Below are 14,491 nucleotides of genomic sequence, written 5' to 3'. Positions count from 1 at the left end.
TCTCGCGAGCAATCGCCTCATGGTTCACCTCGCCGCCAAGTTTGCCTGCGTCGTCGTTCTACTACTCCAAGTTGCCCCCGCACTCGCGCAGTCTCGCGCCGAGGGAATGGCCGCCGCCGCGAACGCCTTCCTCGCCGCGCTCACGCCCGAGCAGCGCACCGAAGCCGTCGTTGCGTTCGATTCGCCACAGCGTCGCGATTGGCACAATATCCCCAAGGACGATCGTAAGGGCGTCGAGTTCCGCGCCCTCTCGCCCGAACAGCGCCAACTCGCCCTCGACCTGCTCCACTCCGGCCTCAGCGACGAAGGCTATGGCAAAGCGCTCAAGATCATGTCGCTCGAGAACAACCTCCGCGAAGGCGAGAAGAACGTGCAGGGCGCTCCGCTCCGCGATCCCGAGCGGTACTTCATCACCATCTTCGGCGAGCAAACCGACGCCGGCGCCTGGGGGTGGAGCTTCGAAGGCCACCACTTCTCGCAGAACATCGCGGTGAAAGATGGCACGATCGTCGGCGACACGCCCAGCTTCTGGGGCGCCAACCCCGCGACGCTGATCACGTTCGTCGAAGGCGGCCCAGAAGTCGGCACGCGGACGCTTGCCCAAGAAGAACAACTCGCGTTCGACTTGCTCACGAGCCTCGACCAGTCGCAACGGGCCGAAGCGATCACCGCCGACAAGCCGCCCGCCGACTATCGCGGCCCCGGACAGCCGGAACCACCCCGCTCCGCCCCCGAGGGGATTCCCGCCAAGCAACTGACCGATCTCCAAAAAGAGACGCTCCGCTCGCTGCTCGCCGCCTTCTGCAACAACCAGGCGCCCGAACTTGCCGCCGCCCGTCTCGCCGAGATCGACGCCTCGGGCTTCGATCGCGTCCACTTCGCTTGGCAAGGCGCCGAAAAACCGGGCGTCGGCCACGCCTACCGCATCCAGGGCCCGACGTTCCTGCTCGAACTGGTGAACATCCAATCCGACCCCGCCGGCAATCCTGCGAACCACATCCACTCGGTGTGGCGGAGCCTCAATCACGACTTCGGCGTGGCTGACTAGCTATTCGCTGATCAGCGTTTGGCAGCTGTTCGTCTCGCCGAATCATTCTCCCAGCTCACGATGCTCATCGTAGGCTAGTTCAAGTCGCGCAATCCGGCCTTCTGCGCCGGCCGTTCGCTCGCATGCTGCCCGTTGGAGTAGGTTGGATCGATCGCCGTTGTCGCTGAGAACGGCACATCCTCCTCTCTTCCGTTCGGAGCCGTAGTCATGAACGGTCGCCGTCGTGAATTCCTCGCTGACGTTGGTCGCGGGATGTTGGTTGCTAGCCTGGGGGCGACCGCCTCGTTGGAGTTGGGCATCGTCGGCGGTTTCGCCGACGAACCGACGAAGCGCCTCACCTTCGGGAAGCTCGAGCCTCTCGTCGCGCTGATGCAAGAAACGCCGCCGGATCGGCTGATGCCCTTGCTCGCCGAGCGTCTTGCCGCGGGCGCTGAGCTTAAGACGTTGGTCTGCGCAGGCGCGCTCGCGAACGCGCGTGCCTTCGGCGGCCAAGATTACACCGGGTTCCACACGTTTATGGCGCTGGCTCCGGCGCTGCAGATTGCCGACGAGCTTCCGATCGACCGACGCCCGTTGCCGGTGATGAAGGTCCTGTACCGCAACAGCAGCCGCATTCAAGATCAAGCTGCCGATCACCACGATGTCCTTCAACCGGTAGATGTCGCATCCGGCGCCGCGCCAGGTGCCGATGAACTGCGCGCTTCCATCCGTGCGATTGATTGGAACCTCGCCGAAAATCAATTCGCGCGGCTTTCCAACGATTCGGTCGCCGATGCTTTCAATCAGCTTCAAGTCGCGGTCCAAGACGAACCCGACGTTCATCGAGTGGTTCTGTCCTGGCGGGCCTGGGTGATGCTCGGTCTGGCGGGGCCGGAGTACGCTCAAACATTGCTGCGGCAGTCGGTTCGATACTGCCTAGATACCGAACAGCGGATGCGTGACAAGAACTACCCGCACTCCGGCGTTCGTGAATTGCTGCCTCGCCTGCTCGACGAGCACCGCCTCCTCGCCAAGCCGCTCGGCAATCGTCCGGTCGACGACCAATGGGTCGAGCGGCTAGCCCGCGAGATTTTCGCCGGTACGCAGGAACAAGCGGCGACCGCCGTTGCTGCGGCGATTGCCGAAGGCATCGATCCCGAGGCGATCGGCCAAGCGCTTTCGCTCGCTGCGAATATGCTCGTCCTACACGACCCAGGCCGCCGCCCTGAGCAGACCGCGGCGGGCAAGCCGGCGGGCTGTGTCCATGGCGATTCCCCCGGCGTGCACGCCTCCGACGCCGCCAACGCGTGGCGCAACATTGCCCGCGTCGCCAACCCTCGGAACCGGGTGGCCAGTTATATCGTGGGGGCGTACCACACCGGCGGTCAGATGCGCTACGTTTCCAAAGATCACTTCCCGTATGCGGAAAAGCTTGAGGAATTGGACGACGTAACCAACGGCGTCGCCCTCCTCGCGGAAACCGAGCGCGCGATCCAAGCCAACGACCAAGCCCTCGCCTGCGCGCTGGTCGATCGCTACAGCCAACTCGAACTGCCCGCGGCGCCCATCTTCGATCTGATGCGCAAGTACGCCGTCAGCGAGGATGGCGCCCTCCACGCCGAAAAATACTTCCGCACCGTCACCGAAGAATACGCCGCCACCCGCCCCGCATTCCGTGCGCGGCAGTTAGTGGCGCTGGCCCGCGTCACCGCGAGCGAGTACGGCTATCCTGCGCCCGGCTATCAGCAGGCGTGCGAGTTGCTGCGTATCAGTTGATGCGGCCGCGCAGACTCAGAGTGCATCCCCTTAGCGCTCTTGGCGGTTCTATTCAATGCGGCAAACCTATCCGTTTGCATCGCCGCTCCCCGCCAGTTATCTTGTTCCACTGCTCTCGGGCGGCGAAAGCCCGTGGCGACTCCCGAGTCGCCGCGAAGGGAAGTCGGTGAGAATCCGACGCGGACGCGCCGCTGTGATGGACGTTTGATCGACCGATCTGATGCCACTGTTTCGAGTTCGCTCGAAATGGGAAGGCGATCGGCCGAGATGTCTGAAGCCAGAAGACCGGCCTGGGAGCGAACGTTCGACGCTATGCGTCGGGCGCCCGTTTTCCGTCTTCGCGTTTAGGACGGGCCGGACCTGGCTTCTTGCGCCTCATTTTCGCTGAACCGCTGCGTGGCGGTCGGCGTCGAGGGCGTTTTGCCAGTTCTTGCCCTTCTGGCTGTTCGTCGTGAGCGAACTTCCCGCGCAGACTCCTGCCCACCTCGGCCTCGCGATTAGGCCATGCGGCGATCACAGCCGCAGCTGGAATTCAGCTAATGACGAGACTTTTACGGTTCCGTGCGGCGCTCGCGTGCGCCCTCATGCTCGCGGCGAGCTACGCCCCTTCACATGCTCAAGCCGTCGGCATCGACGCCTACCAGCCGACTCGCAACTTTACCCTCCCCGCCGGCGGCGACAGTTCGGGCGGCAACGTCCTGTTCGACGCCATCCCCGACGGTCGGCTCCTGCTGCTCAATGGTGTGAACGTTTCCGTCGAGACGGCCCCCAAGAGCGGCGCCTTCAATTCGCTCGGCGACATCCCCGGCTTTTCGTTGATGTCCTGGGGCCCCGGATTCCTCGCCGTCTCGCCTGACGGCACCCGCGCCGCTGCTGGCAGCAACGCGGGCGGCACAATCGCCGTCTTCGAAACCGCCAATCCCGCGAGCGTCACCATTTTCAACGGCGACGACTTCGCCGGCGATTGGATCGACAACCGCTACCTCGCCATCGCCAATGGCATGTCGGGCCCGCGGGTCGAGATCCTCGATACGCAAACTGCCACGATGACTCCGGTGATCACCAACATCGGCGGCGCCTCTGCCGGCGTCGCGATCGATGCGGCCGGCAACCTCTACACCGGCAACGGCTACGGTTACAACACGGGCGGCAGCTCGACCGGGTGGATCAAGGCCTTCGCCGCCGCCGATTGGCAAAACGCCCTCGCCACGAACACCCCGCTCAACTTCGAAGCCACCGGCACGCCGGTCGCCGATTTGCTCTCGGCCTACCCTTTCGGCTTCGACGGTTCGGGCAACATGTTCGTTGGCGGCGCCGACTTCTTCGGCGGCTCGAATGACAAAGGCTACGCCGCGCTGATCAGCGCGGACGCCATCGCCGACGCATTGGCCAATCCACAAGCCGCGCCGCCGATCAACGGGAACTCGCCGGCGAGCGTGCTGCGCAAGATCGCCAGCCCGCAAGACACGATCGACTCGCTCCAACCGCCAACGTGGAATTACAACGCCGGCACTGGCGAGTTACTCCTCGGCTATTACCAAAACGGTGCGGTGACCGCCTACGCCGCCGTGCCGGAGCCCGCGACGCTGCTGCTGATGGCGGCGGGCGCTGGCGCCGTCGGTTTGCTGATGCGTCGCCGGTCGCGCTGCTTGGCGATCGCCCTGTTGGTGCTGACGGCTGCCCCGACGGCGGTCGAGGCCTCGCCTTACGACGCGTTCAATTTCAGCGACGTCGATTATTGGGTCGGCACAGGCAGCAACCGCGCGGCGCTGGTCGTCGACTTTTATTACCCCGCGGGCAATGCGAGCTATGTGTGGGGCTACCAATGGGATGGCACGGCGACGGGCGAGCAAATGTTCCGCGCGATCGCCGGCACGACCCTCGTGCGTGAACGCGACGGCGGGCCTGAGTTGGGAACTTTTTCTGGGAGCGACAATCGTCTCTACCTGCGGGCGAGTTCCTTCGGCGGCGGCCTCGGCAACTCGATCTTCGGCATCGGCTACGACGCCGACGGCGACGGCAGTTCGTTCGTTTCGAGTTTCGAGGGCGTCGAGACGGGCGCCGCGACCGATAGCGACGACTACTACCGCGAAGGTTGGTTCACCGGTTACTGGAGCTACTGGATCTCTGACCCCGCCGCGCCGGCGTGGGGCTACTCGGGCCTTGGCTTCTCGAGTCGCGAGCTGACCGATGGCTCGTGGGATGGCTGGAGCTACGTCGATTTCATGACCGGCGATAGCGGAACGCCGGCCGTGCCGACGCCCGCGCAAGTCCCCGAGCCCGCCGCGTTTGCACTCGCCGCCTCTGCCGCCTTGGCGATGTTCACCATCCGCCGTCGCCAACGGTGAGGCGCCATTGAGCGGCATTCAGCGACTGACAACGGACGACTGACCACGGACAAAACCAATCAAGGAAGTCCCATGCATGTTTCCACGACCCCGTCCTGCCGGCGCATGTCGGCAGGGCGGTTCTTCCTAGCCCTGAGCTTGGCCGCCTCGCTTGCTTCGACCGCGGCCGCCCAAAGTCCCTACGCCACAACGCTCGTCGCCCACAATGGCGCCTTCGGCGGCGCGGCCCTCTACAACGATTCACTCGCCGTCCTCGGCGAACCAACCCGCGTTGCCAACAACAACGACCCCGTCATTGGCACGGCGCCTTATCACATCAAAATCGTCGAGCCCGCGTACAACCGCGATCTCAACGGCAACAAAATCATCACCACGCTCAGCCGGCGGTCGAACGGCGGCGGCTACGACTACGGTTTTATTACCGTCAAATTCGATCAGCCGATCGTCGATGATCCGGTCAACCCGTACGGCATCGATCTGAACGTTTTTGGCAATTCGTTTTACATCGGTAACGGCTTCGTCAGCGATTCCAGCGACATGCGGGCGTACAACCTCGTCGGCGGCCTGTTCGCCGAGCCGGTCGTGATCTCGGTGAGCCCTGACAACGTCAATTGGTACACCTACGCGAACGGGCCGTACGGCGACACCGCCTTCCCGACGCAGGGAACGCAGTGGAGCGGCGCGCAGTACGACGCCATCGGCAACGGCTGGACCTCGACGCCGACCGATTTCACGAAGCCGGTGAACCCGACGCTCGATGCGGTGCTCGGCATCCAGGGGCAGCAAATTTCAGCGGCCAACGCGATCGGCATGTACCTCAACTCCGGCGGCGGCACGGGAATCGACCTTGCCCCTTCTGGGTTCTCGTCGATTCAGTACGTGCGCGTCGAGGCGACCGCCCAGTTCCGCGATGGCGAGATTGACGGCTTTGCCGACGTGCGGCCGATGACGCTTGGCGATTCGCTCTCGATCACCCCCGCCAACGTCGACGCGGGAACGCGGCTCTTCTTTCAGCGGACGGCTGACCCGACGAAGTCGGCGGTGATTGCCGACTTCTCCGCCGTCGCCGACTTGGCGAAGCTGACCACCGGCCCGCTCGCCGATGAGACTGCCCTCGCCGCGCTCGCCGGTAAGAATGTGCTCGCCAATTTCGCACTGGAAGTGACGACTCTCGTCGGCGACGCCCCGGTCGCGTTCGCCGCTGACTACCGCCTCAGCGTAAGCAGCGACTACGCCGGCGACGGCAGCGATCTGCAGGTGTTGGCGTGGCTGGACGATGCCTGGAGCGAGACGCCGTTCACCTTCGACGCGACCGCCGGCATGGCGGTGCTCGAAGATTGGACCGCTGGCGAAGCGTGGCTCGCGATCGTCCAAACCGCCGCCGCGTCCCTGCCCGGCGACTACGACGACAACGGCCTCGTCGACGGCGCCGATTTCCTCGCCTGGCAACGCGCATTCGGCGGAGCGACGCCGCTCCACAACGAAACCGCCTCGCCGGGGATTGTCGATGCCGAGGACCTGAATGTGTGGAAGCAGCATTTTGGAGTGAACGGCGATGCAAGCACGGCGGTTGTGCAAGTTCCAGAACCGAGCGCGTTCGCGCTGGCACTCGTGGTCATAGCCCCGTTTGCATGTCGCAAACCTCGGCGCTCATAAAAGAAATTCCCTCTGGCCCCCTCCCCCTCAAGGGGAGGGAACCACACGTTCATTTAATTGCAACCAGCAGCTGCGGCGCTTCAAACCTCGTCGGTAACTCAACCCATGAACTACCGCCGAACTCACCGCGCCACGCATCCCGCATTCACCCTCGTCGAGCTGCTCGTAGTTATCGCCATCATCGCGATCCTCCTCGGCCTGCTCCTCCCCGCGGTCAGCAACTCGCGCGAGGCCGCGCGGCGGACGCAGTGCCTCAGCAATCTCCGCCAAATGGCCCTCGCTGCCCACATGTATGCCGACCGCCACGCCGGACGGTATCCAATCGCGTATTACTCGGAGCAACGCGACGGCGTCCACTACTCCTACTGCTGGGACCTCACCACGATCAAGCCGCCCGCCGCCGCGGCGTACGTCGTGCCCGGGATTTTGTGGGAGGACGCTGGGCCGCTGGAGATTCAGCAGTGCCCATCGTTCGACGGCGCCGCGAACTGGGCCATCGATCCCTACACCGGCTACAACTACAACACGAGCTACATCGGTCACGGCGAAGGCGAGAACATCCCCGAGCCGGCGACGCAAAAGTCGATTCAAGCCCCGACCCGCACCGCGATCTTTGGCGACGGCCAGTACGCCGCCGGAGCCAACAAATTTATGCGGGCGCCGTTCGACAGCGAGGGAGACGACGCGTTCAACGGCCGCTACGCCGGCACGCAAGGCTACCGGCATCTCGACACGACGTGCGTCGCCTTCTGCGACGGCCACGCCGAAGTCCGTGCCGAACGATTTACGGAAACCGACGACTACCAGGGCGCCAAGCAAATCGCCACCGGCACCGGCTTCCTCTCGCCCGACAATTCCATGTACGGCGAACCCGAATAAAACGATTGCATTCGCTTGGCGCTCTTCGCGCTCTCGCCGTCCTTGGCGGTTCCCCACTCAATCTGCTAGGTTGCCCAGCAACGGACCACTGACAACGGACCACTGCCGCTCAACCAAGCATGCCCGCCGCCCGCCAACAGCCTGACCCCAACGAAATCCTCTCCGTCACGCAACTCTCCGCGCGGCTGAAGGGGGTGATGGAGGAGAACTTCCCCTCGGTCTGGGTCGCTGGCGAAATTTCTAACTACTCGCAGCCGCAGTCGGGCCACTGCTACTTCACGCTGAAGGACGACGGCGCCCAGCTTCGCGCCGTGATGTGGCGCAACACGGCGGCCAGATTAAAACTCGCCCTCCACGACGGCATCGAAGTCGTCTGCCGCGGCCGGCTCGATCTTTACCCGCCGCGCGGCAGCTACCAGCTCGTCGTCGACGAACTCCAGCCTAAAGGGATGGGCGCCCTCGAACTCGCCCTCCGCCAGCGTCGCGACAAACTTGCTGCCGAGGGGCTGTTCGACTCAGCCCGCAAACGTCGCCTGCCGACGTTTCCCCGCCGCATCGGCGTCGTCACCAGCCCCACCGGCGCCGCGATCCGCGACTTCTTGCAAGTGATGCACCGCCGGTGGCGCGGCGTCGAGGTCCTCGTGTTCCCGGCACGCGTGCAGGGCGACGGCGCTGCCGAGGAAATCGTCGCCGGCATCCGCGCGGCGAATAAGGTGCAGCCGAAGATCGACGTCCTTGTCGTCACCCGCGGCGGCGGTAGCCTCGAAGACCTCTGGTGCTTCAACGAAGAGGCCGTCGTCCGCGCGATCGCCGCGTCGAAGATCCCCACAATCTCCGGCATCGGTCACGAAATCGACGTCACGCTCGCCGACCTTGCCGCCGATGTGCGAGCGCTCACCCCGAGCGAAGCGGCCGAGCGCGTCGTCCCCTCCGCCGCCGATCTGAACGATGCCCTCCGCAGCCTCGAACACCGCCTCCGCACCGCGCTCACCACTCGCGCGGCCCACTACCGGCACCGCCTCGACGCGATCGCCAGCCGCCCCTCGCTCAGCCGACCGCTCGAAGCGATTCATCTCCGCAGTCGCCGGCTCGACGAACTCGCGCTCCGGCTGCGAGCCGCCTCGCAAACGCTCCTCCGCGACCGCCGCGGCGCCGTCGAAACGATGGCCGCGAAACTCGAAACGCTCAGCCCGCTCGGCGTCCTCGGCCGCGGCTACAGCCTCACCTTCCGCCAAGGCGAATCGAAGCTGATCACCTCCGCCGCGAAGCTGAAACCAGGCCAGCGCCTCGTCACCCGCTTTCAACAAGGCACAGCCGTCAGCATTGTCGAATCGACAGACGACCAATAACCTTTACTCGCAACTCGCAACTCGCAACTCCACCAGGCAGCGCCGTGGCCAAGAAGAAACCAGAAGCCGAAGCCGAACAACTCACCTTCGAGCAATCGCTCGCCGAGCTCGAGCAAATCGTCGCCAAGCTCGAGGGGGGCAAGCTCGGCCTCGGCGATTCGCTGGCCGCCTACGAGCAAGGGGTCAGCCGGCTGAACGGCTGCTACCAGCTCCTTCGCCATGCCGAGCGGCGGATCGAACTCGTCCAGTCGCTCGACGCCGAGGGGCGGGCCAAGACGGTCCCCCTCGACGACGCCGATGATGAGGATTTATCCGAGAAATCGGCCTCCCGCAGCCGCCGGCGGACCGCCCGGCCGGCCGGATCGGACGCCGCCCGCGTGGACGATGAGGCCAGTTTGTTCTAGCATGACGGCTTGCTGGGAGCGCGAGGAAGCCTCCCCCGTGACCTGCTGCTCGACGCCCATGGCCGCCGCTCCCACCTCAGATTCCCCCCCGCTCGACGCCCAGCGTAGCGAGCAGATCGAAACCGCGCTCCGCCGTTGGGCGCAGTTCGACGCCAATTGCCCCGCCCAACTCGGCGAGGCAATCCGCTACAGCCTGCTCGCCCCGGGCAAACGGTTGCGGCCCCACCTGGTGCTGCTCGCTGCCGAAGCCTGCGGCGGCGCGGTTGCCATCGAGCAAGCCCTTCCCGCCGCCGTCGCGGTGGAAATGATCCACGCCTACTCGCTGGTCCACGACGACCTACCGGCGATGGACGACGACGACCTCCGCCGCGGCCGCCCCACCTGCCACAAGCAATTCGACGAGGCGACCGCCATCCTGGTCGGCGACGCGCTCCTTACCCGGGCGTTTGAGGTGCTGGCCATCGGCATCCAGCCGGGCGAACGGGCCGCCCGCTGCTGTGCCCTGCTCGCCAAAGCCGCCGGGCCCGAGGCCCTGGTTGGCGGCCAGGCCGACGATTTGGCCGCCGAATTTCGTCACATCGGCCTCGAACGACTACAATCAATTCATCGGCGGAAGACCGGCGCCCTGTTCCGCGCCTCGCTGGAACTCGGCGCCGTCGCGGCCGACGGTTCGGCGGAACAGCGGCAAGCTTTGGTCCTGTTCGGCGAAAAACTGGGACACGCGTTCCAAATCGTCGACGATTTGCTCGACGTCAGCGGCAACGAAGCGAACGTCGGCAAGCGGATCGGTAAAGATCGGCATCGCGGCAAGGTGACGTACCCCTCCCTGCTCGGCGTCGAACCAAGCCGCCAACGTGCCGCGGAACTCATCGAAGAAGCGTGTCAGGCAATCGATTCATTCGGAGCGGCGGCGCAGCCGCTTCGCGAACTGGCGGAATTCGTGGGGCGTAGGAGCCGTTGATGACAACGCTGCTAGAAACGATTCGCGATCCGGCCGATCTCCGCGGAATGACCCTTCCGCAACTCGAGCAACTCGCCGGCGAAATCCGCGAGGTCCTCTGCGGCTTGATCGCTTGCCGCAGCGCGCACTTCGCGTCGAACCTCGGCGTCGTCGAACTCGCCATCGGTCTCCACCAGGCGTTCGACTTCAAACGCGACCGCCTGATTTGGGATACCGGACACCAGATTTATCCCCACAAGCTCCTCACCGGCCGCTACGAGCAGTTCCAGTCGATGCGCACCAAGGGGGGCCTCATGGGCTACCCCAACCCGGCTGAGAGCGAGTACGACCTGTTCATGACCGGTCACGCTGGGGCGAGCGTTTCAACAGCGCTCGGCCTCGCCAGCGGCGACGCCTTCCTACGCCCGGAAGAAAATCGCCACACGGTCGCGGTGATCGGCGACGGCGCCTTCCCCTCCGGCGTCGTGTTCGAAGCCCTCAACAATGGCCGCCGGCAGAGCAAAAAACTGCTGGTGATCCTCAACGACAATCGGATGTCGATCTGCCCGCCGGTCGGCAGCGTCTCCGACTATCTCGATCGCCTCCGCATGAACCCCGCCTACGCGGGGCTCAAGGGCGAGATCGCCAAGATGCTCAACCGCGTGCCGCTCCTCGGCGATCCGGCCGAGCGGTTCTTGGTGCAGCTGAAAGAAGCCGCCAAGGCGGGCCTCAGCGGCGGCATGATGTTCGAAGACATGGGCTTCCGCTACATCGGCCCCATCGACGGCCACAACATCGGCCTGCTCCGCAAATACTTCAAGATGGTGCAGCGGATCGACGGGCCGGTGCTCCTGCATGTCGTCACCGAGAAAGGTCACGGCTTCCACCCGGCCGCCGCCGACCCCGTCACCTACCACGCCCCGCCGCAGTTCGAACGGCAGCAAGACAAATACGTCATCGCGAAAAAGGGCCCCTCGGCGCCCGCGTACACGAACGTCGCCTCGCAGGCGATCTTCGACCAAATGCGCGCGAATCCGAAGGTTACCGTCCTCACCGCCGCGATGTGCCAGGGGAACAAGCTCGAAAAGGTCCGCGAGGAATTCCCCGACCGCTTCTTTGACACCGGCATTTGCGAAGCCCACACGGTCGCGTTCGCCGCCGGCCAGGCGAAGGTCGGCATGCGGCCGATCGTCGACATCTACAGCACGTTCATGCAACGGGCCTACGATCACATCTTCCAGGAAGTCGCCCTGCAGAATCTGCCGGTCACCTTCATGATGGATCGCGGCGGCCTCGCCGGCCCCGACGGCCCGACGCATCACGGCGTTTTCGACTTCGGCTACATGCGGGTCTTCCCGAACATGGTCCTCATGGCTCCCGGCGACGCGGCCGACCTGCCGGCGATGCTCGACTTCGCGTTGAAGTTCGACGGCCCCTGCAGTCTCCGCTACCCGAAGGCCAGCGCCGTCACGATCGAGCGCGAACAGGCGCCGATCGAACTCGGCCGCAGCGAAACGATCCGCACCGGCGCCGACGGCTGCATCGTCGTCTGCGGCGCCCTCGTCCGCCGCGCCCTCGAAGCGAGCGACCGCCTCCGCGAGGAAGGCCTCGACGTCGGCGTCATCAACGCCCGCTTCCTCAAGCCGCTTGATACCGAGGTAATCGTCGGCGCGATCCGCGACCTGCCGTGGGTCGTCACGATGGAAGAAGCCTCGCTCATGGGCGGCTTCGGCAGCGCAGTCCTCGAAGCCGCCGCCGACGCCGGCGTCGACGCCAGCCGAGTCCGCCGCCTCGGCATCCCCGACCACTACGTCGAACACGGCGAACGCGACGAACTCCTCGCCGATCTCAGCATGGACGTCCCTGGCATCGTCGCCACCTGCCAACGCCTGGCCGCGGGCATCCCAACTCGCTAGTCGCGCACACGGGGTCGGGGGCCTTTTGCCACCGGGTGCTCTCCACTCAGAGCAATGTCGCTAGTGGCAAAAGGCCCCCGACCCCTTCCGGCATCCATCACGTCGCGGCCGGGCTACCTACCCCAATCGCCCAACGCTATGCTCTGCGGTATGACCGCACCAGCATCACTAAAATCCCCCCGCCGCCTTCGCGCCATCCTGCTTGTCGACGGCAGCCGCCAGGCCCTCGCCGATCAGGCCGCGAACCTTCGTTCGATCATCGAACGCCACCTCGACGTCGCTGCCTCGCTCGACAACTTTCACGATCCTTTCCCTGAAGTCGACGCCGATTTGGTCGTCGTCTTCGGCGGCGACGGCTCGATCCTCCGCGCCGCGCGACAAATGGGTTTCACCCAGCTGCCGGTCCTCGGCGTCAACCTCGGCCGCCTCGGCTTCCTCGCCGAAATCCAGCCTGAAGACCTCGACGAAATCCTGCCGCAGATCGTCGCCGGCCAGTACCGCGTGGTGAAGCACCTCATGTTCGAGTGCAGCGTCCATCGCAGCGGCCATGAAGAATCTCGCACGCTTGGCCTCAACGAGGCGGTCGTGCTAGCAGGCCCCTCGTTCTCGATGGTCGAGATCCAGCTGTTCGTCGACGATCACCTCGCGACCACCTATAGCTGCGACGGACTCATCGTCAGCACCCCTGTCGGTTCGACCGCCTACAACCTCGCCGCGGGCGGCCCGATCATGGAAAAAAGCCTGCAAACGCTGGTCGTTTCGCCGATTTGCCCCCACACGCTCACCAATCGTCCGGTCATCGACTCGGCCGACCACGTCTACGAACTCGCCGTCCCGCAGCCGAACGAAGGGACGACCCTGCTGGTCGACGGCAAGCCAATTGGCCAGGTCTTGGCGGACGACCGCATTCGAATCGAGCGCTCCAGTGCAGAATTCCAGTTGATCGAAGTCCGCGGACGTGGATACTACCGGACGCTGCGAGAGAAACTCGGCTGGGGCGGACGCCTCAAGCTGAAGGAATCGTAGCAGTACTCGCGTCCCCTAGCCCCGGGCTTCGCCCGGGGGTGACGCACCGTTTAACTCAACCGTAACGCGACCCCCCGGCAGAGCCGAGGGCTAGAAGCTGGACCGCATCGCGAGTCCCGCTCACAAAACCAAACCCGCATGGAGGCGTGGTCGATGAACCTTCACCTGGCTCGCACGAGCTGTTTCGTCGCTCTGTTTTTCTCTTCCTTCGTTTCGCTGGCCGTCGCCGCCGAAACCGCAGAAAAAACGTCGACTTCTGCTCCGGCTGCCGCCGCAGCCCCCGCCAGCGGCGAGAAGTATCTCCTCCGCTACAAGTTCGCCATGGGCGAAGATCTCCGCTACGACGTGAAGGTGTCGACTAAGCTCCGCAACATTCAGGACGAGACCAGAGAAGAAGTCGAAACCGATACCGAATCGGTGAAGTCGTGGAGAGTGACCGACGTCCTTCCCAACGGCGAAATCGAATTTATGCACGTCGTCGAATGGATCAAGATGTCGAACCAATCGCCCGGCCTGCCTGTGAACAAGTTCGACAGCCGCACGAAAGATCCAGTTCCGCAAGGCTTCTCAACCGTGGCTCGAGCGATTGGGATTCCGCTGTCGATCGTCCGCATCGCTCCCGACGGCAAGGTGACCTTCCGCGAGCAGAAGCATCCGCAGCAGAAGCCTCAGGAAGACATGCCGATCACGCTCGGCCTGCCTGTAGGCGAGATCGCCGTCGGCGAAAAGTGGAGCCACCCCTACAACGTCACCGTCCCCCGCAAGGGAGGCGCCATGCGGCAGATTCAAACCCGCCGCGTGTGCAAACTCCGTGACGTAAAAAACGGCGTCGCCATTATCGACGTCGAGTACCAGATCCTCACGCCCGTCGACTCCTACGCCCAGTCTCAACTCGTCGACCGGCTCACCGACGGCACGGTCCGCTTCGATATCGCTAAGGGCCGCACCATTGCCCAAGAGCACAACATCGATAAGCGCATCCTGGGCCACAGCAGCAAGGCGAGCAGCCTGCACTTCGTCTCGAAGCTCCAAGAACGGCTGCTGCCGAGCGAAGTAAAGGGAGCGAAGAGCGAAGTCCAACAAGCGTCGGCGGTGATTGAGACGAAGCCGGCGGCGAAGAAGTAATAAACCCTGAGGTCCCCTCCCCCTTGAGAGGAGGGAGCCAGAACA

At 64.7% G+C, this 14,491-nt stretch carries 12 protein-coding genes and 1 riboswitch; of the genes, 11 read left to right on the top strand and 1 reads right to left on the bottom strand.

Going from position 1 to position 14,491, the window contains the following annotated elements:
• Positions 1-19 precede the first annotated feature (19 nt).
• Positions 20-1,048: a DUF3500 domain-containing protein gene (locus tag ACQY7R_RS09425; RefSeq protein WP_428305350.1), complete on the top strand. Its 1,029-nt coding sequence runs from the start codon at positions 20-22 to the stop codon at positions 1,046-1,048.
• 74 nt (positions 1,049-1,122) lie between these two features.
• Here the strand turns inward: ACQY7R_RS09425 and ACQY7R_RS09420 are convergent, their stop codons facing one another.
• Positions 1,123-1,257, bottom strand: a complete 135-nt coding sequence (locus ACQY7R_RS09420) for a hypothetical protein (RefSeq protein WP_428305349.1) — start codon at positions 1,255-1,257, stop codon at positions 1,123-1,125.
• Here ACQY7R_RS09420 and ACQY7R_RS09415 point away from each other — a divergent pair.
• The 10 genes from ACQY7R_RS09415 to ACQY7R_RS09370 all read left to right on the top strand — a co-directional run bounded on the left by ACQY7R_RS09415 (position 1,256) and on the right by ACQY7R_RS09370 (position 14,446).
• Positions 1,256-2,803: a hypothetical protein gene (locus ACQY7R_RS09415; protein WP_428305348.1), complete on the top strand. Its 1,548-nt coding sequence runs from the start codon at positions 1,256-1,258 to the stop codon at positions 2,801-2,803. The two genes, ACQY7R_RS09420 and ACQY7R_RS09415, sit on opposite strands and share 2 nt — an antisense overlap.
• A gap of 100 nt (positions 2,804-2,903) precedes the next feature.
• Positions 2,904-3,111: riboswitch (cobalamin riboswitch) on the top strand.
• Positions 3,112-3,342: 231 nt separating this feature from the next.
• Positions 3,343-5,151 carry a PEP-CTERM sorting domain-containing protein gene (locus ACQY7R_RS09410; RefSeq protein ID WP_428305347.1) on the top strand — a complete coding sequence of 603 codons (1,809 nt, stop codon included), beginning with the start codon at positions 3,343-3,345 and terminating at the stop codon, positions 5,149-5,151.
• A 72-nt stretch (positions 5,152-5,223) separates the two neighbouring features.
• Positions 5,224-6,807: a hypothetical protein gene (locus ACQY7R_RS09405; protein ID WP_428305346.1), complete on the top strand. Its 1,584-nt coding sequence runs from the start codon at positions 5,224-5,226 to the stop codon at positions 6,805-6,807.
• Between the two features lie 105 nt (positions 6,808-6,912).
• On the top strand, positions 6,913-7,686 hold the full coding sequence (locus ACQY7R_RS09400; RefSeq protein ID WP_428305345.1) for a type II secretion system protein: 774 nt from the start codon (positions 6,913-6,915) through the stop codon (positions 7,684-7,686).
• 119 nt (positions 7,687-7,805) lie between these two features.
• Positions 7,806-9,035: an exodeoxyribonuclease VII large subunit gene (gene xseA / locus ACQY7R_RS09395; RefSeq protein WP_428305344.1), complete on the top strand. Its 1,230-nt coding sequence runs from the start codon at positions 7,806-7,808 to the stop codon at positions 9,033-9,035.
• 44 nt (positions 9,036-9,079) lie between these two features.
• The gene (gene xseB / locus ACQY7R_RS09390; RefSeq protein ID WP_152099753.1) at positions 9,080-9,439 is read left to right on the top strand and encodes an exodeoxyribonuclease VII small subunit; all 360 of its coding nucleotides are present in this window, start codon (positions 9,080-9,082) and stop codon (positions 9,437-9,439) included.
• Position 9,440: 1 nt separating this feature from the next.
• Positions 9,441-10,400 carry a polyprenyl synthetase family protein gene (locus tag ACQY7R_RS09385; RefSeq protein WP_428305343.1) on the top strand — a complete coding sequence of 320 codons (960 nt, stop codon included), beginning with the start codon at positions 9,441-9,443 and terminating at the stop codon, positions 10,398-10,400.
• Positions 10,400-12,295, top strand: a complete 1,896-nt coding sequence (dxs, locus tag ACQY7R_RS09380; protein WP_428305342.1) for a 1-deoxy-D-xylulose-5-phosphate synthase — start codon at positions 10,400-10,402, stop codon at positions 12,293-12,295. Before ACQY7R_RS09385 ends, dxs begins: the two co-directional genes overlap by 1 nt.
• 150 nt (positions 12,296-12,445) lie before the next feature.
• The gene (locus tag ACQY7R_RS09375; RefSeq protein ID WP_428305341.1) at positions 12,446-13,321 is read left to right on the top strand and encodes an NAD(+)/NADH kinase; all 876 of its coding nucleotides are present in this window, start codon (positions 12,446-12,448) and stop codon (positions 13,319-13,321) included.
• A gap of 153 nt (positions 13,322-13,474) precedes the next feature.
• Positions 13,475-14,446, top strand: coding sequence for a hypothetical protein (locus ACQY7R_RS09370; RefSeq protein WP_428305340.1), 972 nt, complete (start codon positions 13,475-13,477; stop codon positions 14,444-14,446).
• Positions 14,447-14,491: the final 45 nt, after the last annotated feature.

Origin of the sequence: Lacipirellula sp., assembly GCF_965279485.1 — a bacterium.
Taxonomy (GTDB): Bacteria; Planctomycetota; Planctomycetia; order Pirellulales; family Lacipirellulaceae; genus Lacipirellula.
Note: the sequence above shows the minus strand (reverse complement) of the source record. Positions and strands in the feature narration are given on the sequence as shown.